The sequence below is a fragment of the Flavobacterium sp. genome (assembly GCF_044361015.1).
GTDB lineage: Bacteria > Bacteroidota > Bacteroidia > Flavobacteriales > Flavobacteriaceae > Flavobacterium.
In genome coordinates this window covers 16,843-42,060 of sequence record NZ_JBIKJL010000019.1, presented here as the reverse complement: position 1 = coordinate 42,060, position 25,218 = coordinate 16,843, and the positions used below count along the sequence as shown (strand labels likewise).

The window sequence follows — 25,218 nt, the reverse complement described above, 5'->3', positions numbered from 1 at the left end:
CACCTGTGCCACTGGCTAATGCCGGACTCCAGGTCCCGCCTGTTTCAGGGCTATTTCCTAATAAGGTGAATAAATCTATACTAGGGCTCGTAGTACATAAAGTAATACTGCCGCTAGTGCCTGCGTTTTTTGTAGCAATTACATTAATCGTAACCGTTGATGTTGCTATTGGACATTCCGTTGATTCTGAAACTGTATAAGTAAAAACATATGGACTTCCTGCTAAGGTTAACAAGGAAACATCAATCGTTCCTAAATTACCATTTGAAGTTAGCAATGGTCCTGACCAAACTCCTGATGAAAAAGGAGTTCCACCCAAAATATCAAAAAGATTAATTGGAGAAGTTGATAATAATTCTGTTTCACAAATATCAAAAACACCATTACTACCTGCGTTATTAAAAGGTTGGATTGTAACAGTAACTTCTAATCGTTCTAAACTTTCGCAAGGTGGGCTAACCGTAGTTGCATAATATGTTTGTCCATTAATTAAGGGCGTATCAATGTCCAATGGTAAAGCTGAAGTACTTGTAAGATACCAATTATTATTTCCAGTTGCATTTAAATTAGCAACAGTTGGAGGATTTGAAGGATTTTCACAAAAAATTTGAATTGCAGAACCCGTTGGAACAGGAACAACGCCAACACTAACAAATACTGATAGTCTAGAAGTCAAACATCCAGTGTCTGGATTAGTTTGATTTGCATAATAAATAGTATTTTGTATTAAAACAGTTGTTGATGGCAAAGGAGATCCCCCGACAGGAACATTATACCATTGCACATTATTTCCAATAGCAGATAAACTTGCAATTGTAGCTTGACTAGGAAAATCTACACATACACCTTGAAAATTTTGCCCGGTAGGTGCTGAATAAACTGTTACAACTACACGTATTCTTGTTCCACAATTTCCTGTACTATTATCCGCAAAATAATCTTCCCCATTAACTAGTCCTGTTCCAAGAGCTAAAGGAATTGTGGAAACATCTGTTTCAAACCAAGCTATACCATCACCATTATTTATTGCTTGCAAATTAGCGACAGTTGGTGATTGTATATCACAGAAAGACTGATTCAAATTAGTAACAGTTGGACATTGAGCTAACAACTCATTTCCAGTAAATAATAAAAGTAGTAGAAACGTTCTGAACAACTTACTTTTAAAAGTTGTTGAAATAGAACTTATTTTATTAAAATAACCCATAAGATATCGCGAGTTTTTTATCATTAATTGGCAATTTTAGTATCAGAATCAACATCATATTGAAGAATATAACCTCCTTTATTTGAATAACCATTATCTGAATTTTTAAAATAATGAAAAGTATAATTTAATTGTTCCGTACTATCATCTTTTGCTGTTGCTTCAAAATTTTTGTCTTGAAACAGCCTAACCAATGCATCAAAAGTTACATCAAAACCTTTAATATTTTCAGGATTTGGTTCAAAATTATAATTTCTTATGAAATCTATTTTAAAACGATTTATTTGCTCCTGGTTATTTCTTTTAGAATAGGAAGGATACAACATTTTTAATGCTTTAAATCGCATATCGGATAGACCTTCCCCACTGATATATTCTTTAGGTTGTAATAATGCCAATTGAATTTGATAGTCCTTCGATTCTTTCAATAGAATAGTAGTTGTATTTAATATTAAACCGGTTTTGTCAGTATTTAAAACAACATAATTTTTTCTGTTTAAAATTAGCTCGTTTGTAAGTGATTCAGATTCTAAAACTCCTTTACTGCTTAATTTGACAAAGCGAGCTTTAGGGAAATTTTGAAAAATAAACTCTTCATTTATAGCATTTATGGCATCGCTTACCACAATTAAATTTCCGTTTTTTTCGGCAATATAATTCAGCATCATTTGAGCTAAATCATTTTTAGAGGGAATACTAACAAACGTTGACGGATAATTTTTACTCCCCTCTTCTTGTCTATTTACTATAAATGGAATATTATTTTTTGAAGCAAAATCACCTATTTTTTCAGTGCTCCCTTTTGAAGAAAAGCATAAAATAGCTTTCGAATTTTCAACTTTATTTTTTTTAAGTGAAACTAACTCTGCCTTCATTTCCTTATTAAATTCAAGTTCAATAGTTTTTACATCAACCTGAACATTCATTCTTTTTAATGAGTCTATAGCAAATGTAGCACCAGCATAAAAATCAAATTCAGTTGATTGATTTGTACTTACCGTTTGATTTTTTATGAAATATTCATATTTTTCTGATGAAAAAGGAAGCAACATAACCACTTCTCTTTTCTCCATTTTATTTAATGTTTTAAGTAAGCCTATTTGTTCTTTTTTGTTTTTAACTTTTGACTCAACTTTGCTTTGGTTAATTTCAACATCTGGCACAACTGGTTTTGACTCCGAAACTTTATTTACAGCAGCCAATTCAGTCGTAATTTTATCGGATGGAATTTTTATTATCATTCCAATCTTTACTCCTTCTGCTAAATTAGGATTAACTTCTATTAATTTATCTTGACTCATTCCAGTCATTTTTGACAGACCAAATAAAGTTTGCTTTGGCTGAACTTCATAATCTACCCAACCAGAATCTGTACTTTGAGGAACTTCGACTTTTACAGGATTATCTTTTGACTTTACATTTTCTTGTTCCACTTTTGGAACTTCAGCCAAAACCGGCTCACTTTTAGGAACTTCTTCTTTTGATACTGCATTTGAAGACACTCCTCCTGAAACAACAATTCGTTGACCGGTTTGCAACATTTTTATTATCTGAGGATTTTTTGCTTCTAATTCTTCAATTGAAATTCCGTAGCGTTTTGACAATCCATATTTTGTTTCTCCAGCTTGTACAAGATGATAATTAGAATTCTCAGAGTTAGAAGAATTGTTTTTCTTAACCGGAATTCTCAAAGTTTGTCCACTCTTTAAAACACCATTCAAAAAATCTTTATTTGCTTCAGTTAATTCATCTACTGTTAAACCGTTTCGTTTCGAAATTCCGTAAAGGGTTTCTTGTGGGAGAACAACATAAATAATAAAATCTATAAATTGATTTACGTTTTTTGATTCCTTTAACACATAAACATCTTTTCCACCTCTGATTTCAAGTTTATGACCAGCTTGAAGTCCATTAACAATATGAGGATTTTGATTTTCTAATTGACTAATTGAAATTCCAAATCGTTTTGCTAAACCAAATTTTGTTTCCCCGGGATTTACTGTGTAAATTATTACATCATTATTTGAATTAGATGTATCCTTTTCACTCTTGGCTTCTGTCTTTTGAACTTTAGTAACCAAAGAAACGGGAATATTAATTACTTCATTTTCCTTAATTCCGTTTGCCAATTCCTGATTAAGTTTATACAAATCATTTGGTGTCACTTTATACTTTTGAGCAATAGAAATCACTGTTTCTCCTTTTAAAACGGTGTGTTTTGTAATGCCTTCCTGAGCAAATAATAGGCTCAAACAAGACTGTAGCAGTAGTATAATTAAAAAATAAAATTTTTTCATTCGATTAAATTACAATAGTAAATAAAAACTTACTTTTCTAATTTATAAATTTAAAAAAAACCTTCGAAAGTTTATGTCTTCTGAAGGTTATTTTTAAGATTGTTATTAACAATTTTTTAATACACAAAAATGGCTCTTTCACCCATAAAATCATTCACTTCATTACCAACTTCCTCAATGATTTCTTCGTTTGTAAAATTCATAATTACGCGGTCAATTAAGACAACAACGGTTTCCATATCCGCTTCAACTAAACCTCTTGTAGTAATAGCAGGAGTTCCTACTCGAATTCCCGATGTCACAAAAGGTGACTTATCATCAAATGGAACCATATTTTTGTTCACCGTAATTTCTGCTTTTACTAATGCATTTTCAGCTTCTTTTCCTGTGATGTTTTTATTTCGTAAATCAATCAACATCATGTGATTATCTGTTCCGCCTGAAATTAAATCATATCCTCTTTTGACAAATGCTTCAGCCATTGCTTTTGCATTTTTTTGCACTTGAAGTGAATATCTAAAAAACTCATCTGATAACGCTTCACCAAAAGCAACTGCCTTGGCTGCAATAATATGTTCTAGTGGACCACCTTGATTTCCCGGAAAAACTGCAGCATCTAATAACGAGGACATCATTCTGATTTCTCCTTTAAGTGTTTTTATTCCGAATGGATTTTCAAAATCTTTCCCCATCAAAATCATCCCTCCACGAGGACCACGAAGTGTTTTATGAGTAGTTGTTGTGATGATATGACAATGTGGTATCGGGTCATTTAATAAACCTTTTGCTATTAATCCGGCAGGATGAGAAATATCTGCTAAGAGTATTGCTCCAACACTGTTTGCAATTTCTCTGAATCGTTTAAAATCCATATCTCTGGAATAAGCAGATGCTCCCGCAATAATCATTTTAGGATTTTCTTTAGTTGCTATTTCCTGAATTTTATCATAATTCAAACGTCCGGTTTCCTTTTCAACTCCGTAAAAAACAGGATTGTATAATCTTCCTGAAAAATTCACCGGTGAACCATGCGTTAAATGCCCGCCATGTGACAAATCGAAACCTAGAATTTTGTCTCCCGGTTTTAAACAAGCAAAAAAGACCGCTGTATTCGCTTGTGAACCTGAATGAGGTTGGACATTAGCATATTCGGCACCAAAAAGGGCTTTTGCTCTATCTATGGCAATTTGTTCCACTTGATCCACTACTTCACAACCTCCATAATAACGCTTACCCGGATAACCTTCGGCATATTTATTTGTTAAAACAGATCCGGCAGCTTCCATCACTTGGTCACTCACAAAGTTTTCAGAGGCAATAAGTTCTAATCCGTGAATTTGTCTATCTTGCTCGTCTAAAATAAGGTCAAAAATTTGTTCGTCGCGTTGCATTTGATAATATTTCGTTAAATTGAGCTCAAAATTACAAAAATCGTTTGTTAAATTGATAGTAAATAATATATTTGGTTTATAATTTTTCAACATTAAATCAACATTTAAAAATGCCTATAACAGCTAACAACCCCAACAGAAAATCTTGGATAGAAGTACCAATCGAGAGTGATTTTCCTATTCAGAACATTCCTTTTGGCGTCTTTTTAACTAAGGATGATATTGTAACCATTGGAACAAGAATTGGTGATTGTGCTATTGATTTAGGTGCTATGCAGCAATTGAATTATTTTGAAGGTATTGATTTAACGGATGATATGTTCATGCAGGATACTTTAAATGATTTCATTTCTGACGGAAAAAAAACCTGGCGTTTAGTAAGAAACAGAATTGGAGATTTATTTGATAGCAATAACCCAAAACTAAGAGATAACAAAGAGCATAGAGATATCATCATTTTTAAAATGAATGATATAGAGATGCAACTTCCTATATTAATTGGTGATTATACTGACTTTTATTCTAGTAAAGAACACGCAACAAACGTTGGTAAAATGTTTCGTGATCCCGAGAATGCATTGTTACCAAATTGGCTTCATATTCCAGTAGGCTACCACGGAAGAAGTTCTACAATAATTCCTTCCGGAATACCTGTTCATCGTCCTATGGGTCAAACGCTTCCAAATGGAGATACCCAACCGGTTTTTGGTCCTTCAAGATTAGTTGATTTTGAATTAGAAATGGCTTTTATAACAACCGATGCTAATATAATGGGAGAAAATATTCCCGTTAATGAAGCAGAAGATTATATTTTCGGAATGGTTTTGTTGAATGATTGGAGTGCCCGGGACATTCAAAAATGGGAATATGTTCCGCTTGGTCCCTTTTTATCGAAAAATTTTGCTTCTTCTATTTCACCTTGGATTGTAACGATGGATGCCTTAGAACCTTTTAAAACAAAAGGCCCTAAACAATCTCCGGCTCCTCTTCCTTATTTGCAACAAAAAGGAAAACATGCCTTTGATATTAATTTAGAAGTTTATATCACTCCTGAAAAAACAGACTCCACTTTAGTGAGCAAATCGAATTTTAAATATATGTATTGGTCAATGGCCCAACAATTAGCTCATCATACTTCTAATGGTTGTAAAGTAAATTCCGGAGACATGATGGGAAGCGGAACAATTTCAGGTTCTACTGAAGATAGCTTTGGTTCTATGTTGGAATTAACATGGGGTGGAAAAAACCCAATAAAAATGAAAGATGGAAGTGAACGAAAATTCATAAATGACAACGATACTGTTACAATGAAGGGATATTGTCAAAATGGACAAATTAGAATTGGCTTTGGTGAAGTTAAAAGCAAGCTACTCCCCCCCTTTGTAAGACAATAATTTAAATCCGGTTTTACCGGATTTTTTTTGCTCCAGATTGTTCATGTTTATTATATTTGATTTTTATAAAAATTTGATTTCATGAAAAAAATTACGCTTCTTTTATTTTTCTACAGCATTCTCTCTTGTGGAGTAAAACAGTCTACCAACCAGCTAAATTCAGGTAATTATGACGAAGCAATTCATATTGCTGTAAATAGTTTACGAAACAATAAAAATACAAAAGGAAAACAAGATTACGTTTATATACTTGAAGAAGCATTTGCCAAAGCAAAAGAAAGAGATTTAAGAAACATCGATTCATGGTCAAAAGACGCCAATCCAACAAATTTAGAACAAATATATAATTCGTACGTTCAACTCAATCGTCGTCAAGAATTAATTAGACCTTTGCTACCCTTAAAATTACTGAAAGAAGGTAGAGACGCTTTTTTTCCTATGGACAATTATTCTACAGAAATTATTGATAGTAAAAATGCCTTGTCTAATTATTTATATACCAATTCTAAAAACTTATTACAAACAGCAAATAAAATTGAAGCTAGAAAAGTTTTCGATGATTTAAACTATTTAAACAGCATCAATCCGGGATTTAAAGATGTCAAAAAACTAATTGAAGAAGCTCAATTCAAAGGAACTGATTTTGTAAATGTTTATACAAAAAACGAAACCAACATGATGATTCCTATTCGTTTGCAAGATGATTTATTGGATTTTAGCACCTATGGTTTAAACGATAAATGGACGGTTTATCACAGCAACAGACATCAAGGAATTACTTATGATTTCGGCATCATTTTGAATTTCAGAGAAATTAACATTTCACCTGAACAAATCAAGGAAAAACAAGTGATTCAAGAAAAACAGATAAAAGATGGTGTGAAAAATCTTTTAGATGCCAACGGAAACATAGTTCGTGACAGTTTAGGAAATCCCATCAAAGTAGATAAATTCATAACTGTAAAAGGAACAGCGTATCAGTTTATACAATTCAAAGCCTGTCAAGTTACAGCAAAAGTGGATTATATTGATTTCAATAATAATCAGTTAATCAACACTTACCCACTTGCCAGTGAGTTTATTTTTGAAAATATTTATGCTACTTTTCGGGGTGATCGAAGAGCATTTGATGAACAATATATTTCGTATTTCGGTAAAAGAGCAGTTCCATTTCCATCTAACGAACAAATGGTTTTTGATACCGGTGAAGATTTGAAAGCAAAACTAAAAGAGATTATTAGTAGAAATCGAATCAGAAGATAGTTCATTTGATATGCTGACAAATGAAAATTTCTAAAACAGTTAAACAATAAATTTTTTCAATTTATTTACTTCAATTCCATCATGTGAATCATCATAAACACATTTTCCTTCTTTAATGAGAAGAATTTGTGGAGATTGATGCATCACGTCAAATCTATTAGTGATTTCATTTGAAATAGCTCTGTATTCCATTAAATCTAATAAATAAGGCTGAAGTTTTTCTTCTGAAAAATCATATTCGTTTTCAAAATTTTTCAAGGCAAAACGACTAATGCTGCATCGTGTACTGTGTTTAAAAATCAAAACTGGCTTTTGATGAGAAAGCTCGATGATTTCATTAAGTTGTCCTAAATCGGCTAATATCCTCCATCCTACTTTCGATACTTTATCTTTTTCTGAACTTCCGAATAAATTGGTTAAAAAACTCATATTTTGACACTTTTAAGACATTTTGACTTGGTTTTGAATAAGTTTTACTCAAAAAAAGACATTTTGTCTTGATTTTAGAATTGGAACAGTAGTTGACAATTATTTACCAAAGATATTGAATTAAAAGACATTTACTTGTCTGAAAATTATAAAAACACACTATATGAATTTAAAAAATTTAACCATCAAATCGCAAGAAGCTTTGCAACAAGCTCAGCAAATTGCACAAAGTTATAATCAACAACAACTAGAAAACGAACATATTTTTAAAGGAATTTTAGAAGTTGATGAAAATGTTGCTCCATTTATTTTAAAAAAAATGAATGTGAATGTAAGCTTATTTTCACAAATTTTAGATAGTACAATTCAGAGTTTGCCAAAAGTTTCCGGTGGCGAAATAATGCTTTCCCGCGAAGCCGGAACCATGTTAAACGAGGCTTCTATCATTGCCAAAAAAATGAACGATGAATATGTTTCAATCGAACATTTAATCTTAGCCATTTTTAAATCGAAAAGTAAAGTTGCTCAGATTTTAAAAGACCATGGAGTGAACGAAAAAGGCTTAGAAGCCGCTATTACTGAATTGAGAAAAGGCGAACGTGTAACATCTGCTTCTGCTGAAGAAACCTATAATTCCTTGAATAAATATGCAAAAAATCTCAACGAATTAGCCAAAACAGGTAAGCTTGACCCTGTAATTGGTCGAGATGAAGAAATCCGAAGAGTGTTGCAAATTTTATCGAGACGAACCAAAAACAATCCAATGCTTGTGGGTGAACCCGGTGTTGGCAAAACTGCCATCGCTGAAGGATTAGCGCACCGAATTGTAGATGGTGATGTGCCCGAAAATTTAAAGGACAAAATCGTTTTTTCTTTAGACATGGGAGCTTTAATTGCCGGTGCAAAATACAAAGGTGAATTTGAAGAACGTCTGAAATCAGTTGTCAAAGAAGTTATTGCCGCCGAAGGAGACATTGTATTGTTCATTGATGAAATTCACACACTGGTTGGTGCCGGTGGCGGTGAAGGGGCGATGGATGCGGCAAATATTTTAAAACCGGCCTTGGCTCGTGGTGAATTACGTGCAATTGGAGCTACCACTTTAGATGAATACCAAAAATATTTTGAAAAAGACAAAGCTCTTGAAAGACGTTTTCAAAAAATCATGGTCGATGAACCGGATACTGAAAGTGCGATTTCCATTTTGCGTGGAATCAAAGAAAAATATGAAGCTCATCATAAAGTTAGAATTAAAGATGACGCAATTATTGCAGCGGTAGAACTTTCTCAGCGATACATTACTAACCGTTTTTTACCGGATAAAGCAATTGATTTAATGGATGAGGCCGCTTCTAAACTTCGAATGGAAATCAATTCAAAACCTGAAGAATTGGATGTTTTAGATAGAAAAATAATGCAATTAGAAATTGAAATTGAAGCCATCAAACGAGAAAATGATGAAACAAAATTAAAAATTTTAGGTTTGGATTTAGCCAATTTAAAAGAAGAACGCAACGAAATTTTTGCCAAATGGAAATCAGAAAAAGATTTAGTCGATAATGTTCAAAATGTGAAACTGGAAATTGAAGATTTCAAACAAGAGGCTGAACGTGCGGAACGAGAAGGCGATTATGGAAAAGTGGCTGAAATTCGTTACGGAAAAATTAAAGAAGCACAAGAACGTTTGGACATCCTTCAAACACAATTAATTGAAAATCAGTCTGGAACTTCCCTAATAAAAGAAGAAGTTACTCTAGAAGATATTGCAGAAGTAGTTGCGAAATGGACAGGAGTTCCTGTGATGAAAATGCTACAAGGAGAACGCGAAAAATTGTTGAAGTTAGAAGATAAATTGCACCTCAGAGTTGTTGGTCAAGAAGAAGCTATTGAAGCTATTAGCGATGCCGTTCGTAGAAGTCGAGCCGGATTACAAGATATGAAAAAGCCAATTGGAACTTTTCTTTTCTTAGGAACAACAGGTGTTGGAAAAACTGAATTAGCTAAAGCATTGGCTGAATATTTATTTGACGATGAAAATGCAATGACCCGAATCGATATGAGTGAATACCAAGAACGTCATGCTGTGAGCCGATTAGTTGGTGCTCCTCCGGGTTATATAGGTTATGATGAAGGTGGTCAATTGACTGAAGCTGTGCGAAGAAAACCCTATTCTGTTATATTGCTGGATGAAATTGAAAAAGCACACCCAGATACTTTTAACATTCTACTTCAAGTTTTAGATGAGGGACGATTAACTGATAACAAAGGACGTTTGGCTGATTTTAAAAACACCATTATCATCATGACCTCCAACATGGGAAGTGCCATTATTCAGGAGAAATTTGAAAATTTAAAGGGAGGAATTGACGCTGCAACCGAAGCAGCAAAGTCAGAAGTGTTAGGGTTATTGAAACAAACCGTTCGTCCGGAGTTTATTAATCGAATTGACGAAATTGTCATGTTTACCCCTTTAACAAATGCCAACATTAGAGAGATTGTTGGGTTGCAATTAAAAAGTGTGACAAAAATGTTGGCCATCCAACACATTACATTAGATGCGACTCCAGAAGTAATCGATTATTTGGCTCAAAAAGGATATGATCCTCAGTTTGGTGCACGACCGGTAAAACGAGTAATTCAACGTGAAGTTTTAAATAAGCTTTCTAAAGAAATTTTAGGAGGAACTATAAAAACAGACAGCATCATATTATTAGATAGTTTGAATGGCGAATTAGTATTTAGAAATCAAAGTGAATTAGTGCTTTAACTATTTAAATAAACTAAAAAAGCGACCCAAATCGGGTCGCTTTCTATTTTATAACAGCATCTATTTCTATTTTTGGAAGCTGTAAACCAAACCTCCACCAAGACTGAATTGGTAAATTGATGAATAGGTACTTACACCAGCTCCTACACCTCCTGTGCCAAAAAAAACACCACCACCAACTGACTGTGCAACAGATAAAAGTTGAGCTTGCAACTTAACTCCAAATTTTGGCGTTGCCCAAACAATGGCACCTGCTTTTAAACCCCATGCAAACTTTGTAGCTCTATTATTTATATAATTATTTGGATTACCATCATTATAATCTAAATCGACGATGGCCATTCCTAGAGAACCTCCTGCAAAGCCTTCAACTTTAGAACCCGGTTTGCTAAAACTGTGATTTCCGCCTAACATTAAATAATTTATTTTTAAATCAATATCAGCATATTTACCAAAAATGCCTCCATTAAAATACTGCGTAGGAGCCGATGTGTTTTCACGAAGATAAGAAAGTTCCAAAAAAATATCTTTTCGAACTTCAAATTCAAAACCTACTCCGTAAAGCATTCCATCTTGAATAACGCCTTGGTAGTAATTACCAGAATCATAATACGAATCAAAACTATCTTCAAAAGTATAGGAACCATAAAGCGAAATTCTTTTATCGGGAGAAAAACTTTGAGCAGATAATTCCGGATAAAAAACTAATGTCAATAAGAATAAAGTAATTATTTTTTTCATTTTTTTAGATTTAAAATTTTAAGCCACAAAAATATATAATTAATTTAAGAAAATAAAATATTTATTAATTTATTAAACAATTTCTTTTATTTATGATTATATACTAATAAAATATAATTTTAATATACTAAATTAAAAGAAGTGTTTAAATACTGATTAATTTTATTATAATACCATTTTAATAGAAAATAAATTTTAAACAATTAAAAATGAAACAATTAAAAATACAATTATTATTATTTTTCATCTCTTTCACCATTTTTGCTCAATCAGAAACTGATTATTCAAGAAAATTAAATCATTCTGTTTCCGGTGAAAAAGTATATTTAGATAAAGACGTCGACATCAAACCTAAGCTTATATATGGTGAAAACGGTATGTACCGTTTCATGTCAAGAAATTTTAAATTTCCAAAAAATGAAGCTCTTGTTCCTAAAATTATTTGCAGTTTTATAGTTGAAACTGACGGAACTATTACTGACATAAAGATACTTAATAATATTCCTGAAAATTTCAGTAAAGAAGCCATTCGGGTAATGATTAAGTTTGATGAACCATGGTACCCGGCTGTAAAAGACAACAAACAAGTGCGATGTCAATATATATTACCTATAATTATTGATCGAATTTAGCAATTACTGGTTAAAGTTTGACTAAAAATTCTAACAAATTGATTGCAACTTTATAAATTTGTGAGATTATAGTAAATAGATTCTGTTTTGAAATATTTCTTGTTTTTAATTTTATTTTTTAATCTATCATTTGGTCAAAAAATAGTTTTTGAGTCGAGTGCTGATGTTGCATTTGTAAAAGCTAAAAAACTAAATAAGTTAGTTTTCATAGAATATTACAACACGGATTGCACTATCTGTATGAGCATTCAACCTTTATTTGAAAATAAGGAAATGGCTGATTTTTATAATACCAACTTTGTTAATTATAAAATAAACACCAAAGGTGGTTTAAAAGGAAAAGATAGCCTTTTCATGGCTGAAAGAAAATTAAAATTCACGGGAGTTCCTTTCTTTTTATTTTTTGATCAAGACAAGAATTTTGTGCATTATTCCGGGGCAAAAAATGATTTAGAATATCTTATAAATATTGGAAAAAAAGCTTTAAATCCTAAAGAAAGAACAGGAAGCCTTCAAACAAAATACGAAGCAGGAGACAGAAGTATCAAAACTCTTTATGCCTATTCAGATTTGATTCAACTGTATCAAAATAATGCATTAAGTAATGAAATTTCTAGTCAGCTTTTTGATGTTTTTCCCAAACAAAATTTAGCAACTAATCAAAGTTATCTGATTTTAAAAAATTCCGTCAAAAGCATTGATAACGGATTTTTTATTTATTGGTATGAAAACAGAGAAAATCTAAAAGATGTTGAAAAAGGATCACAAAAGGGTACAGAAATAAAAGCATTGGAACGTATTTTATTAGAATCTATTCAAAAACAAAAATCAACTTGGAATTTGGAAACCAATCGAAAAGTAAAAAAAATGACAATTGGATTAGTATTATCAAAAGATGGAAATGATTTTTTATGGGAAGAAGAAGCAAAAATATTAGTTGAAACTAAACAAAATGAGGAAGCAATTTCACTTATGAAAGTTCTTTTAAACGAAAGTAAAGACAATATATTTTCTTCCTTATACATTACCGATTTTTACATCAAAATAATTGAAAGTAAGCAAACCATATCAATTGTTAAAGATGAACTGGACGTTTTATCAAAATTGGAAATGGAACCTGAACAAAAAGGTGATTTGCTTTATCAACAACTTTTATGTTTAAATAAAATGGGTGATGCCAAAAAATCAATTGAATTTAAAAAATCAGTACTTGAATATTATCAACAAAATGATTTAGATTCATCTATTTTGGATAATTTATAAAAAAACACCAACCGGCACAGTTGGTGTTTTCAACTTAACAAACTAACTAGATTCTATTGCGAATAATAGATTCTGTTTATTGGAATGATTGCTCCTTTTTTTAGGATAACTTTATCATCAGTAATACCCCAAATAGTAGTTTCTACCATTTTTTTAGAAGTACTGTCTTCAAAATAGATTTTTGTTTTAATATGTTCAATATTTCCTAGAGCTAAAGCTCTTGTTAATCCGGCAATGCGGTGTCTTTTTAGCTCTTTGCTTTCTAAAACATCTAGTTTTGGAAAACTCAGCGAATGAATCAATTCTTTCTCTATTGATTCAAAGAAAGTGGGCATAGTTTTCTTCATATAATAGCAATTTAGTTATAAAACTTAAACGTTCTATAAATTCTATTAATTGGAATTCCAATACCATGTGTTAATATCACGCGTTTGTTTGTGACACCACATACTTTTGCTTCTACAACTTTTTTAGAAAGATTATCTTCAAAGTATATCTTGATTTTAAAATAATCAAGATTGCCAAATGACAAAGCCAATTTCAACTCGGAAATACGTTGAAGAATTGCTTCATTTTTACTTAATACATCAGACTTAGGAAACACGAGAGAAGAAATTTTCTCGTTTTCAATGGATTCATAAAGAGTCGCCATAGTGCTAAATTTAGGTTAATAATAGATTTAAGGGGACTCAAATTTAACATAATATTTTAAATATCAACATTTTTTTTGATTTTTTTTGATTATTTTCAAAATAATATTGAAATGTGTATTGAATAGTTGATTTAATTATTATGTAAAATATCAATTAGTATTAAAAATTTCAAATTATTATTTTGCAGAAAATATCGTTCGATTAATACTAATTTTTAGAAAATAAAAATCCCTTGAGTATTCCTCAAAGGATTTGTTTCGTCGGGATGACTGGATTCGAACCAGCGACCCCTAGCACCCCATGCTAGTAAGCTACCAGGCTGCTCTACATCCCGAATAGTGAGGGCAAATGTAATTCATTGTACTATATATCACAAAATAATAGGGATGAAATTATTAATTTAACCCGTTGGGTGTAGTTAAATGATTTGATTTTTGATATTGTTTATTGGTCAATTTATTGATATATTTAACTAGAGTTAATGCTGTTATTTTGGCTAAAATTCGAGTTTTAAATCCTTCAAAAGTTTTAGCATAATTTCTTCTAATTAAAAATTGGTCACATAATTGAGAGAATAATGTCTCTATTCTTTTTCTGGATTTTCTGAAAACATACGGTTGTGGTTTATAATTCACTTGATTCATTCTTTTTGGTGTTTCCAATTTAATATTTGCTGATTGGAATAAATCCAGTTGTATGCTATCAGACAGATAGCCTCTATCTCCAAGCAAGACACAATCAGACATTTGCTGTTTTATGTTTTTCAAAAAATGAATATCATGAACTTCCGCTTTTGTAATGTCTAACGAATGGAAAACACCAGTAACAGAACAAACGCCATGAAGTTTGTACCCATAAAACAAATTGTTATGTGAAGCACAAAATCATTTTGATGGAGCCGTTTCAAAATCATTTTTACAGATTTTTATCCTGTTATGTCGTGAAAATTTACAAATCTCTAAAGGCATACTGTCAACAATAAAGTAGTCTTCAAAACACTTAAATTTAGCAGCTAACTCTGTTCTAATTTGTTCAGAAAACAAAAACAGCTTTTTACGTCTTTTATTAAATTGACTACGCTCAATTAAATTGGAAATTTCACCTGGAAGTAGCTGTTTGAAAAGTGAATTTTCACTGTCAATTGACATAAATTCTGCAGTCAAACTCAAGGCAACTACTTCTATATCAGACATTTTTTGCTTTCTGCCAATTCCTAATTTAAAATCTAACTCAAAATTCAAAGAACTTATAACTTCTAATACTCTAAAATAATTTTTAACTATATTTATAATAAATGTTGGTTGTTTTTCGACTTCAAGATACTGATTTTCAGCATCTTGACCAACATTTATTCAATTTATTTTACTTCAAATAATTTCACCCAACGGGTTTTCTAGTATAATAAATTTTTAAATAATCCTCATTTTTGTTCATACATTTGCAACATTATGCAAAGAATGATAAACATACTGAATAAAAGAGCCAAATTTGATTACGAATTTTTGGAGAAATATGATGCCGGAATTGTTTTAACCGGAACAGAAATTAAATCTATAAGATTCGGAAAAGCTTCAATCACAGAAAGTTTTTGCGAATTTCACGATGGTGAATTATTTGTAATTAATTCACAAGTTGAGGAATATTTATATGGCACTCATTATAATCACAAAGCTAAAAGTGAACGTAAACTTTTATTAAACAAAAAAGAATTAAAAAGTTTAGAAAAAAGTATGCAAAATAAAGGCCTAACAATCATTCCTTTGCGATTATATGTCAACGAAAAAGGATATGCCAAAATGGAAATTGCTTTATGCAGAGGTAAAAAGACCTATGATAAAAGAGAAACCATAAAAGACAGAGATACCAAGCGTGAAATTGATAGAATGAAAAAAAGTTTTTAACGCACTTTTTTAAAAGTCTATCTGATTATTCTAATTTTATTTCTATTTTTAAACAATAATAAACTTTTCAAAATAATTTTATGAAAAAAATTCTGGGATTTATAGCATTTTCTTTTTTACTTTCTTGTAGTAGTAGTAACACAACCATTGTTAACAGTTGGAGAGATCCAAACACATCGTTAGTCAGTGAACAATTTAAAAAAGTATTAGTAGTTGCACTTTTGAAAGATGATGTTACCAGAAGAGTTGTAGAGACTAAATTCCAAGAATATAATCCAGGATTTAAACCCTCCTACAATTTTTTGCATAAAGGAAACAAGGATATGACACAAGAGATGTTAATTAAACTTTTAAATTTAGAAAAATTTGATGGCGTTGTGACATTGCGATTAGTAGACACACGTGTAGAAACAGATTATGTTGCAGGAATGAACACTTCATTGTATTATGGTAATCCTTATTACAACAGTTATGGTACCATGTTTGGTGGTTGGTATGGCTATTATTCACCTTATTATTACGATCCTGGTTATTATGTTGAAAACACCTATTATTTTATAGAAACCAATATCTTTTCATTAAAAAATAATAATTTAATTTGGTCAGGAACAACAAAATCATCTAATGTATCCGGTCATATTGACGAAACAGCCGGAAATATTATAAATGAAATTGTTACTCAAATGAGAAAAGACGGTTCATTGCCTCCAAAAAAATAAAAGTTCAAAAAGTAATAGTTTCGCAAGTAATTTAAAAAGTTACTTGCGATTTTTTTGTGCGTCCAGCATATGTGACTATTTTTGTAATGACATTAATGTGATGAAAAATTTATTAAAAAATGCTCGTGAACAAAAGAATCTAAAAACTCGTGAAGTAGCAAAACTTTTGGGGATAGATCAAGCATTGATTAGTAAATTTGAAAATGGTACAAGGAAACCAACTCGTGAACAAATTGCCAAATTAGCTTCTATTTTAAAGATAGATTATGAAACCTTGATGATTGTTTGGTTAAAAGAAAAAATTTTATATGAAATTGGTTCTGATGAGTTGGCCTTAAAAGCCATACAAGTAGCTGAAGAACATATCAAAAATAATCTCTCTTTTAATCGAAAGGAAATTTCAAATTCATTGCAACTAGTTCTAAATGAAATTGATGGTTTAAAGAAATTTTTAGATCAAAAAAGAAGTAATGATCGTCTTAGAATTGCACAAGCTCTTGAGTTGGAATATACTTTTGAAAGTAATCGAATTGAAGGAAACACATTGACTTTGCGTGAAACCGAATTAGTTATCAACGAAGGTTTAACCGTTTCCGGAAAAAGCATGCGTGAACATTTAGAAGCAATTAATCATAAAGAAGCCATCGGATATATCAAGCAATTGATAGAAAGAGGCTTTCCGTTTAATGAACGAGAATTGCTTTCTATTCACAATTTGATTCTTCGTGGTATTAATCCGGAAGATGCCGGAAGTTATCGCAGGGTGCAAGTAATTATTACCGGAAGTCAAAACATGCCATCTCAACCCTATTTGATTCTCAAAGAAATGGAAGATTATTTTATTTGGTATGAAAGTCAAAAAAACAAATTACATCCGTTAATTTTAGCTGCAGAAATGCACCAAAGGTTAGTCAATATCCATCCTTTTATTGAAGGAAATGGAAGAACTTCCCGTTTAGTCATGAACTTAATTTTACTACAACATGGTTATGTTATAGCCAATATTAAAGGTAATTATGATAATCGAATGAAGTATTACAATGCCTTAGAATCTGCTCAAACAAAAAAAAATAAAGAAGACTTCTTACTCTTTATTGCACAGCTTGAAAAAGAAAGTTTAGAACGATATTTAAGCATTATTAATCATCTATAAACTACCTAAACTACTAGAGTTGTGTGTTTATTTTTTTATTAGTTTCTTAAATTGTATTTGATTTTCTTCCTCTATTTGAATAGTATAAATTCCCGAATTTAATTGACTTGTTTCAATAAATTCTTCACTGATTACTTGAGTTTGCAAAACTAATCTTCCTTGTAAATCAAATATTAAAATTTTAGCTAAAGTAATTCCTTCTACAAAAAAACGATTTGAAAATGGATTTGGAATTACCTTAAAATCATACTTTTTAAAATCAAATAATGATAAAGCACAATCAATTGGTGTACCAACAACAGAGTCAAATACACCATTATTCACCGACCAATTTTCCCAACTACCACCTGAATTATTGCCATTATACCAATTACTCAAATCAAAAAAGTGACTCCCATTCATAGTACCGGGAACTTTATACACTTTAAGGGCCTGACCATTATAATTCCATGTCAAAGGTTGATTAGCCTGAATATTTTCTATTGGATTCGGATTACTGCAATTGGCTTGAACAAAATAGGCAAACTCTTGATAAGCCGGATAATCGCCAAAAACCTGAGCTTTACCATTTTCATCAATACAAATGGCTACGTATTCATTAGCGGCAATTCCTTTTACATTTACATTTAAATCATTTTTTAATCTTGCAATAAATGTACTTTGTCTTCCTCTTCTATCAGGATTATCATAATGTGTATCGGTAATTACATCGTTTAAAAAAGGAACGGATAAAAAATCATCATATCCAATTGTTACATTAGGATGATACGGATTATTCATTGCTTGTGCAGATGTTATTGAACCGTTTTGAGCATTAAAATATTTACCGCTCAAAATCGCCATTCCAGCACTTGTTCCGCCAATAGGGGCATTTTTTATATTGATGTGTTGATTTAACAGATCCTCAAGTGCATTGTCTTTAAAAAATGATACATAATTCCATTGGTCACCACCAGCAAACCATAACATTTCTGCATTCGCCACTTTATTTAACACATAAGGATTTGTAGCACCGGCTACTGATGTAATAACCAATGTTTCTACAGAATTAACTACCACTCCTAATTCTGAAAATAAATAATTATTATATCCATTACTACCTGAACTTCTCAAAATTACAACATCACCGCCATTAGCCTTTTGTAAAAGCCACTTCATAGCTTCATCATGTTCAGAAGCTCCACCCATCAAACAAACTCCAAATTGAGTTTGCGTGGTAATATTAGTTGAATTTCCGGTAAAATAACTAGTGTATCCTTGAGCATTCAAGAACATAGAAAAGAATAAAAAGAATATTTTTTTTAGCATAAATTTTATTTTATAAAAACAAGAAAATTAATCTAATTCTTATCTTCTAACAGAGGAACAAATCGAAATTCACCATGTTCATGTTTTTCAAATTGTGTTTCATTTTTTCGAATTAACAAAGTCATTATCTGCTCGTTTTTTCCCAAAGGAATAACTAATCTTCCACCAATTTTTAACTGTTCCATCAATGGTTTGGGAATTGTTGGAGCTCCGGCAGTAACAATAATGCTATCAAAAGGAGCATAATCAGGTAATCCTTTGTATCCATCACCAAATGATAAATGTTTGGTTCTGATTCCTAATTTTGGTAATAATAATGATGTTTTTTTAAACAGTTCCAATTGTCTTTCTATAGAATATACTTTAGCTCCCATACTACATAAAACTGCCGTTTGGTAACCAGAACCTGTTCCAATTTCTAATACTTTATCTCCCTTTTTTACTTCTAATAATTGCGTTTGAAAAGCAACAGTATAAGGTTGCGAAATGGTTTGCCCTGCACTTATCGGAAAAGCTTTGTCTTGGTAAGCATATTGTTCAAAACCTGAATCTAAAAATAAATGACGAGGGATTTTTTGTATTGCCTCCAGCACGTTTTTATCAACTATTCCTTTTCCTTCCAATAGCTTGACCAACTGATTTCGAAGTCCTTGATGTTTAGAAGTGTCTTTCAATTTTGGTAATCTTTATTTTGGTAAAAATAGTGGTAAAAAATCCAATTTACAATATCTAAAGTTGAAGAATAAATATTTATAACCTTCTTAGCAATTTGAAGTTTTTAAACATTGTATTTTCTCATATTATTACTATTTTTGATAAAATTTACTTTTATGCTAAAAATTGGCGTTTTAGGTGCCGGTCACCTTGGAAAAATACACTTACGATTACTCAAACAATCCTCAAAATACGAATTAGTTGGCTTTTATGATGAAAATCAAGAAAACGGAGCAAAAATAGCAGCCGAATTTGGATATAAACAATTTGACACAATTGCTAAATTAATTCATGCGGTGGATGTAATTGATATTGTAACTCCTACCCTTTCCCACTACAAGTGTGCTAAAGTTTCAATTAAATCTGGCAAACATGTTTTTGTAGAAAAACCTATTGCTACAACTGTTGAGGAAGCTGAAGAAATCATTGCTTTAGCAAAAGAAAATCATGTTAAAGGTCAGGTGGGACATGTAGAACGATTTAATCCTGCGTTTATAGCTGTAAAAAATCAAATTCACAATCCGATGTTCATTGAAACTCATCGTTTGGCCGAATTTAATCCTCGTGGAACGGATGTTCCTGTAGTTTTAGATTTAATGATTCACGATATTGATGCTATTTTAAGTGTGGTGAAATCAAAAGTAAAAGCCGTTCATGCGAGTGGTGTTCCCGTTTTAAGTCAGTCTCCCGACATCGCCAATGCTCGAATTGAATTTGAAAATGGCTGTGTTGCCAATGTCACTTCGAGTCGGATTTCGATGAAAAACATGCGGAAATCACGTTTTTTTCAAAAAGACGCTTACATCTCTGTCGATTATTTAGACAAAGTGTGTGAAGTGGTAAAAATGAAAGACGCACCGGAAGTCCCAGGTGATTTTGACATGATTTTACAAAATGCGGAAGGAATCAAAAAACAAATTTATTTTGACAATCCCGAAGTTTCTTTGAATAACGCTATTTTGGATGAATTGGAAACTTTTGCGGATGCGATAAATAACAATTCTACTCCGGTTGTGACGTTGGAAGATGGAACGGAAGCTCTGCGAGTGGCGTATATGATTATTGATTCGATGGAAAGGTAATTTGTTTCAAGTTTCAGGTTTCAAGTTGTTGCGAAACCTAAAACTTGACTCAATACGAAGCCTAACAAGGCAAAGCCAAACTTGAAACCTGAAACACTATATGTCTTTATCCAATAGTTTACTACTTGAAATAAAAACTTTAATAGCTCAAGCTAAAGAAGGTGCAATTCGTTCGGTAGATCATCATCGAACGGTCATGTATTGGCATATTGGCGAACGTATTTTCAATGAAGAACAACAGGGAAAAGAGAGAGCGGATTATGGAAATTATTTGATTAAATATCTTTCGGAACAGCTGCAACCTGAATATGGTAGTGGATTTTCAGTAAGACAATTAGAACGTTACAGGCAATTTTACAGAATATTTCCAATTGCGTCCACACTGCGGACGCAATTGAGTTGGTCGCATTACAAATTACTGTTAAGTATTGACAATGAAGACAAAAGAGAATATTATATAGCTGAAACAGCAAAAAACAATTGGTCGGTTCGCCAAGTGGAAAGGCAAATAAATAGTCAATTATTTGAACGACTATTGTTGAGTAATGACAAAGAAAGTGTTTTGGCAGTTGCTCGAAATGAAGTGATCCCAACCCATCCAAATGAAATCATCAAAGATCCTTTAATATTAGAATTCTTAGGATTAAAACGTGAAAGTGCTTATTATGAAAAAGATTTTGAACAAGCTATTATTACGAATCTCCAAGATTTTTTATTAGAATTAGGTAATGGATTTTCATTTGTTGCTCGTCAAAAACGAATTCATTTAGAAGGTGATGAGTTTTTTATCGATTTAGTTTTTTACAATCGTTTGTTGCAATGCTTCGTTTTATTTGAAATTAAAACACATAAATTAACGCATGAAGATTTAGGTCAACTTCAAATGTATGTTAACTACTATGACCGCGTTGAAAAAGTAGCTCACGAAAAACACACGATTGGAATTTTGCTTTGTGCTGATAAAAATAATGCCGTTGTAAAATACTCATTGCCAGAAAAAAACAATTCTATTTTAGCTAGCCAATATCAACTATATCTTCCATCTGAAGAACAATTATTGAAAGAAATTAGACGAGAAATAAACATATTAAATCAAAATAACTAACTTCAAGTACTTGAAACTTGAAACTTGAAACTTGAAACTAAATAACAAATGAAAACAATCGCAGTAATCGGAGCAGGAACCATGGGTAATGGAATCGCTCACACCTTTGCTCAAAGCGGATTTAAAGTAAAATTAATTGATAAATTTGAAAAATCGTTAGAAAAAGGTATCGCAACTATTGCTTCCAACTTGGATAGAATGGTAGCAAAAGGCACTATTTCTGAAGATGACAAACACCAAACCATTTCAAACATTATAACTTATACCGACATTAATGACGGAGTTGTAGGTTGTGATTTAGTTGTGGAAGCGGCCACTGAAAATGTAGGCTTAAAAATGACAATTTTTAAACAACTAAGTGATGTTTGTGATCACAATGTGATTTTGGCAACGAATACTTCATCCATATCCATCACACAAATTGCAGCTCAAGTGGTTCATCCGGAACGAGTAATTGGTATGCATTTTATGAACCCGGTGCCGATTATGAAATTGGTTGAAATTATTCGCGGGTATAATACCTCGGATGAAGTGACTAAAATCATCATGGATTTATCAGTCAAATTAGGCAAAGTACCTACAGAAGTAAATGACTATCCTGGTTTTGTGGCTAATCGAATTTTAATGCCGATGATTAATGAATCCATTGAAACATTGTATAACGGAGTTGCTGGAGTTCAAGAAATTGACACGGTGATGAAATTAGGAATGGCTCACCCAATGGGACCTTTGCAATTGGCTGATTTTATTGGCTTAGATGTTTGTCTTTCCATCTTGAATGTGATGTACGACGGTTTCAAAAATCCAAAATATGCTCCTTGCCCACTATTAGTAAATATGGTGATGGCCGGAAAACTAGGGGTGAAATCCGGTGAAGGTTTTTATGATTATTCGGAGAGCAAGAAAGCGGAGAAAGTTTCGAAACAATGTAAATAAAGTAATCAGTGTTCAGTAATTAGTTGGCAGTTACTGAACACTTAAAACTGCCAACTGAACACTTTTATTTAATGAGTAAAATAATCCCCTTTAAAGCCGTTCGTCCCACACCGGACAAAGTCGCTTTAGTTACTTGTAGAAATTATGACGATTACAGTCAGACCGAATTGGCTTCGTGGCTGAATTTTAATCCGTACTCATTTTTACATGTGATTCATCCGGCATATGTGCATTCGCAAAAAATCACATTGGACAAACGTTTCAAAGGTGTAGCTCATAAATACCAGGATTTTAAAGCCGATGGAATTTTTATAGAAGAAGATCAACCCGTTTTCTTTCTGTATGAAATTCAAACTAAAACCAATGTATTTACCGGAATTGTTGCGGGAACATCCATTGAAGATTACAAAAACAATGTGATTAAAAAACACGAAGATACCTTGCAATATCGGGTGGAATTATTCAAAGATTATTTGCATCAAACCGGTTTTAATACCGAACCTGTTTTGATTACCTATCCAGATAATCCATCGATTAACCAATGGATTGAAGAAAAGAAAAAAAGTCAGCCCATCTACAATTATTCCACAACCAATAAAGAAAAGCACCAGCTTTGGAAAATTGAAAGTGCCGAAGAAATTCAGTGGTTGCAAAAACAATTTGAATTGATTCCAGAATTATACATTGCCGACGGTCATCATCGTTCGGCTTCAGCTGAATTATTATATGACCAAGACAAGCATTTGGGCAACGAAAACTTGAACTATTTCATGAGTTTTTTAATTGCTGAAAGTAATGTCAAAATTTTCGAATTCAATCGAATTATTCGTGATTTAAACGGGTATGAAACAATTGATTTCTTATTGAAATTAGAAGAACATTTCATCATTAAAAACAAAGAACAAGAATTGTGGAAGCCACAAAGTAAGTTTGAATTTGGCATGTATTTAGATGGTAATTTTTACGCACTTTTTTACAAGCAAGAAACTAAAAATCCAACTATTTTAGAAAACTTAGATGCTCAAATTTTATACAACAAAGTTTTGCAACCGCTGCTTGGAATTGACGATTTGCGTAACGACGAACGTATTGAATACATTCCCGGAAAGCAATCTATTTTAACACTCAAGGAATTGATTGATGAAGGCGAATTTGAAGTCGGTTTTATGCTTTATCCTTCGGATATTTCGGAGATTAAAGCATTGGCTGACAATCATTTGATTATGCCACCGAAGAGTACCTATATTGAACCGAAGTTTAGAAGTGGGTTGATGGTGTATGAATTGTGAAAAGAGGGAAGAGGGAAGATGGAAGATGGAAGATTAGAAGATAGAATTTAGAGAAAAAAAACAGACGCATTCTTTGTCATTTCGACAAAGGAGAAATCACACAAATATTTAAAATGCCAGTAGATAACCCACCTGTGATTGATTTTATAAGTATAACTATATATGCAAATAAAAATCACAGTTTAAGTAAAGCATCATTTATATAAGTGCTTTTCTAATTTTTAAAATTTCTTAAATCTGTGTTCTAATAAAAGCAATAAAATGTCAATAGCAAATAATTTAGCAAAGATAAAATCCGCTCTTCCGCCACACGTAACTTTAGTAGCCGTTTCCAAAACAAAACCGGTAACTGATTTGATGGAAGCCTATAACGCCGGTCAACGCATTTTTGGCGAAAACAAAATCCAAGAAATGACCGAAAAATGGCAACAAATGCCAAAAGATATTCAATGGCATATGATTGGTCATGTGCAATCGAATAAGGTGAAATATATGATTCCGTATGTCAGTTTAATTCATGGCGTGGATAGTTTGAAATTGCTCATAGAAATCAATCGATTAGCCGCAAAATGGCGGAAAAAAGTCGATTGTTTGTTGCAAATTCACATTGCCGAAGAAGAAACGAAATTTGGTTTGGATGAAAATGAATTAGAAGAGATGCTGAAACAAGTTCAGCATGACAAAGACCAGTTTGTAAATATCAAAATTGTCGGTCTGATGGGAATGGCAACATTTACTGACGATCAAACACAAATAAAAAGAGAGTTTTTACATTTAAAAGCTATTTTTGATAAACACAGTCAAATGAAAACTGACAACTGCCATCTGACAACGTTATCCATGGGCATGAGTGGCGATTATCAACTTGCCATTGAATGCGGAAGTAACATGATTCGGATTGGAAGTAGTATCTTTGGCGACAGGAGCTCCCTAACCCCTGAAGGGGGAATAGAGTAGGAACTGTTAAAATAGTA

At 32.1% G+C, this 25,218-nt stretch carries 21 protein-coding genes, 1 tRNA gene and 2 pseudogenes; 13 read left to right on the top strand and 11 right to left on the bottom strand.

Features of this window, described 5'->3' with window-relative positions:
* From ACIQ2Z_RS06730 to glyA, 3 genes and pseudogenes are all read right to left on the bottom strand, one after another.
* A pseudogene (locus ACIQ2Z_RS06730) lies at nucleotides 1-1,231 on the bottom strand (hypothetical protein); the annotation flags it as partial.
* Nucleotides 1,231-3,459 (bottom strand): LysM peptidoglycan-binding domain-containing protein, encoded by a 2,229-nt coding sequence (locus ACIQ2Z_RS06725; RefSeq protein WP_396183379.1) that lies wholly within the window; start codon nucleotides 3,457-3,459, stop codon nucleotides 1,231-1,233. The pseudogene ACIQ2Z_RS06730 and the gene ACIQ2Z_RS06725, both read right to left, overlap by 1 nt.
* A gap of 161 nt (nucleotides 3,460-3,620) precedes the next feature.
* The gene (gene glyA, locus ACIQ2Z_RS06720; protein WP_396183378.1) at nucleotides 3,621-4,895 is read right to left on the bottom strand and encodes a serine hydroxymethyltransferase; all 1,275 of its coding nucleotides are present in this window, start codon (nucleotides 4,893-4,895) and stop codon (nucleotides 3,621-3,623) included.
* Nucleotides 4,896-5,005: 110 nt separating this feature from the next.
* Between glyA and fahA the strand changes: the two genes are divergently transcribed.
* Both fahA and ACIQ2Z_RS06710 read left to right on the top strand, forming a co-directional pair.
* Nucleotides 5,006-6,289: a fumarylacetoacetase gene (fahA, locus tag ACIQ2Z_RS06715; RefSeq protein ID WP_396183377.1), complete on the top strand. Its 1,284-nt coding sequence runs from the start codon at nucleotides 5,006-5,008 to the stop codon at nucleotides 6,287-6,289.
* 81 nt (nucleotides 6,290-6,370) lie between these two features.
* On the top strand, nucleotides 6,371-7,552 hold the full coding sequence (locus ACIQ2Z_RS06710; RefSeq protein WP_396183376.1) for a hypothetical protein: 1,182 nt from the start codon (nucleotides 6,371-6,373) through the stop codon (nucleotides 7,550-7,552).
* 39 nt (nucleotides 7,553-7,591) lie between these two features.
* Here the strand turns inward: ACIQ2Z_RS06710 and ytxJ are convergent, their stop codons facing one another.
* Nucleotides 7,592-7,981 carry a bacillithiol system redox-active protein YtxJ gene (ytxJ, locus tag ACIQ2Z_RS06705; RefSeq protein WP_396183375.1) on the bottom strand — a complete coding sequence of 130 codons (390 nt, stop codon included), beginning with the start codon at nucleotides 7,979-7,981 and terminating at the stop codon, nucleotides 7,592-7,594.
* A gap of 163 nt (nucleotides 7,982-8,144) precedes the next feature.
* Between ytxJ and clpB the strand changes: the two genes are divergently transcribed.
* On the top strand, nucleotides 8,145-10,748 hold the full coding sequence (gene clpB, locus ACIQ2Z_RS06700) for an ATP-dependent chaperone ClpB (protein ID WP_396183374.1): 2,604 nt from the start codon (nucleotides 8,145-8,147) through the stop codon (nucleotides 10,746-10,748).
* 66 nt (nucleotides 10,749-10,814) lie between these two features.
* Here the strand turns inward: clpB and ACIQ2Z_RS06695 are convergent, their stop codons facing one another.
* A complete protein-coding gene (locus ACIQ2Z_RS06695) occupies nucleotides 10,815-11,489 on the bottom strand; it encodes a hypothetical protein (protein ID WP_396183373.1) in 675 nt (224 codons plus the stop codon).
* A 209-nt stretch (nucleotides 11,490-11,698) separates the two neighbouring features.
* On the opposite strand from ACIQ2Z_RS06695, the gene ACIQ2Z_RS06690 reads away from it, so the two are divergent.
* Nucleotides 11,699-12,121 (top strand): energy transducer TonB, encoded by a 423-nt coding sequence (locus ACIQ2Z_RS06690; protein ID WP_396183372.1) that lies wholly within the window; start codon nucleotides 11,699-11,701, stop codon nucleotides 12,119-12,121.
* 240 nt (nucleotides 12,122-12,361) lie between these two features.
* Nucleotides 12,362-13,384 carry a hypothetical protein gene (locus tag ACIQ2Z_RS06685; RefSeq protein WP_396183371.1) on the top strand — a complete coding sequence of 341 codons (1,023 nt, stop codon included), beginning with the start codon at nucleotides 12,362-12,364 and terminating at the stop codon, nucleotides 13,382-13,384.
* A gap of 53 nt (nucleotides 13,385-13,437) precedes the next feature.
* Here ACIQ2Z_RS06685 and ACIQ2Z_RS06680 read toward each other — a convergent pair whose 3' ends face one another.
* The 4 genes and pseudogenes from ACIQ2Z_RS06680 to ACIQ2Z_RS06665 form a co-directional block, all read right to left on the bottom strand.
* A complete protein-coding gene (locus ACIQ2Z_RS06680; protein ID WP_396183370.1) occupies nucleotides 13,438-13,731 on the bottom strand; it encodes a hypothetical protein in 294 nt (97 codons plus the stop codon).
* 11 nt (nucleotides 13,732-13,742) lie between these two features.
* Nucleotides 13,743-14,036: a hypothetical protein gene (locus tag ACIQ2Z_RS06675; RefSeq protein ID WP_396183369.1), complete on the bottom strand. Its 294-nt coding sequence runs from the start codon at nucleotides 14,034-14,036 to the stop codon at nucleotides 13,743-13,745.
* A 261-nt stretch (nucleotides 14,037-14,297) separates the two neighbouring features.
* Nucleotides 14,298-14,371, bottom strand: a tRNA-Pro gene (locus ACIQ2Z_RS06670).
* An 84-nt stretch (nucleotides 14,372-14,455) separates the two neighbouring features.
* Nucleotides 14,456-15,278: pseudogene (locus tag ACIQ2Z_RS06665) on the bottom strand (IS982 family transposase).
* 207 nt (nucleotides 15,279-15,485) lie between these two features.
* Here ACIQ2Z_RS06665 and smpB point away from each other — a divergent pair.
* The 3 genes from smpB (at nucleotide 15,486) to ACIQ2Z_RS06650 (ending at nucleotide 17,810) form a co-directional block, all read left to right on the top strand.
* Nucleotides 15,486-15,938, top strand: coding sequence for an SsrA-binding protein SmpB (gene smpB / locus ACIQ2Z_RS06660; protein WP_396183368.1), 453 nt, complete (start codon nucleotides 15,486-15,488; stop codon nucleotides 15,936-15,938).
* Nucleotides 15,939-16,018: 80 nt separating this feature from the next.
* Entirely contained in the window at nucleotides 16,019-16,657 is a 639-nt protein-coding gene (locus tag ACIQ2Z_RS06655; RefSeq protein ID WP_396183367.1) for a hypothetical protein, read from the top strand.
* A 100-nt stretch (nucleotides 16,658-16,757) separates the two neighbouring features.
* Complete coding sequence (locus tag ACIQ2Z_RS06650; protein WP_396183366.1) at nucleotides 16,758-17,810, top strand: Fic family protein; 1,053 nt, start codon at nucleotides 16,758-16,760, stop codon at nucleotides 17,808-17,810.
* A gap of 27 nt (nucleotides 17,811-17,837) precedes the next feature.
* Here the strand turns inward: ACIQ2Z_RS06650 and ACIQ2Z_RS06645 are convergent, their stop codons facing one another.
* Nucleotides 17,838-19,118, bottom strand: a complete 1,281-nt coding sequence (locus ACIQ2Z_RS06645; protein WP_396183365.1) for a T9SS type A sorting domain-containing protein — start codon at nucleotides 19,116-19,118, stop codon at nucleotides 17,838-17,840.
* A 32-nt stretch (nucleotides 19,119-19,150) separates the two neighbouring features.
* Entirely contained in the window at nucleotides 19,151-19,792 is a 642-nt protein-coding gene (locus tag ACIQ2Z_RS06640; protein ID WP_396183364.1) for a protein-L-isoaspartate(D-aspartate) O-methyltransferase, read from the bottom strand.
* A 156-nt stretch (nucleotides 19,793-19,948) separates the two neighbouring features.
* Between ACIQ2Z_RS06640 and ACIQ2Z_RS06635 the strand changes: the two genes are divergently transcribed.
* The 5 genes from ACIQ2Z_RS06635 to ACIQ2Z_RS06615 all read left to right on the top strand — a co-directional run bounded on the left by ACIQ2Z_RS06635 (nucleotide 19,949) and on the right by ACIQ2Z_RS06615 (nucleotide 25,201).
* On the top strand, nucleotides 19,949-20,914 hold the full coding sequence (locus ACIQ2Z_RS06635; protein WP_396183363.1) for a Gfo/Idh/MocA family protein: 966 nt from the start codon (nucleotides 19,949-19,951) through the stop codon (nucleotides 20,912-20,914).
* A gap of 100 nt (nucleotides 20,915-21,014) precedes the next feature.
* Nucleotides 21,015-22,019, top strand: a complete 1,005-nt coding sequence (locus ACIQ2Z_RS06630; protein ID WP_396183362.1) for a YhcG family protein — start codon at nucleotides 21,015-21,017, stop codon at nucleotides 22,017-22,019.
* 48 nt (nucleotides 22,020-22,067) lie between these two features.
* Complete coding sequence (locus tag ACIQ2Z_RS06625; protein ID WP_396183361.1) at nucleotides 22,068-22,955, top strand: 3-hydroxyacyl-CoA dehydrogenase family protein; 888 nt, start codon at nucleotides 22,068-22,070, stop codon at nucleotides 22,953-22,955.
* A 71-nt stretch (nucleotides 22,956-23,026) separates the two neighbouring features.
* A complete protein-coding gene (locus tag ACIQ2Z_RS06620; protein WP_396183360.1) occupies nucleotides 23,027-24,244 on the top strand; it encodes a DUF1015 domain-containing protein in 1,218 nt (405 codons plus the stop codon).
* Nucleotides 24,245-24,505: 261 nt separating this feature from the next.
* A complete protein-coding gene (locus ACIQ2Z_RS06615; protein ID WP_396183359.1) occupies nucleotides 24,506-25,201 on the top strand; it encodes a YggS family pyridoxal phosphate-dependent enzyme in 696 nt (231 codons plus the stop codon).
* The last annotated feature ends 17 nt before the right edge of the window (nucleotides 25,202-25,218 follow it).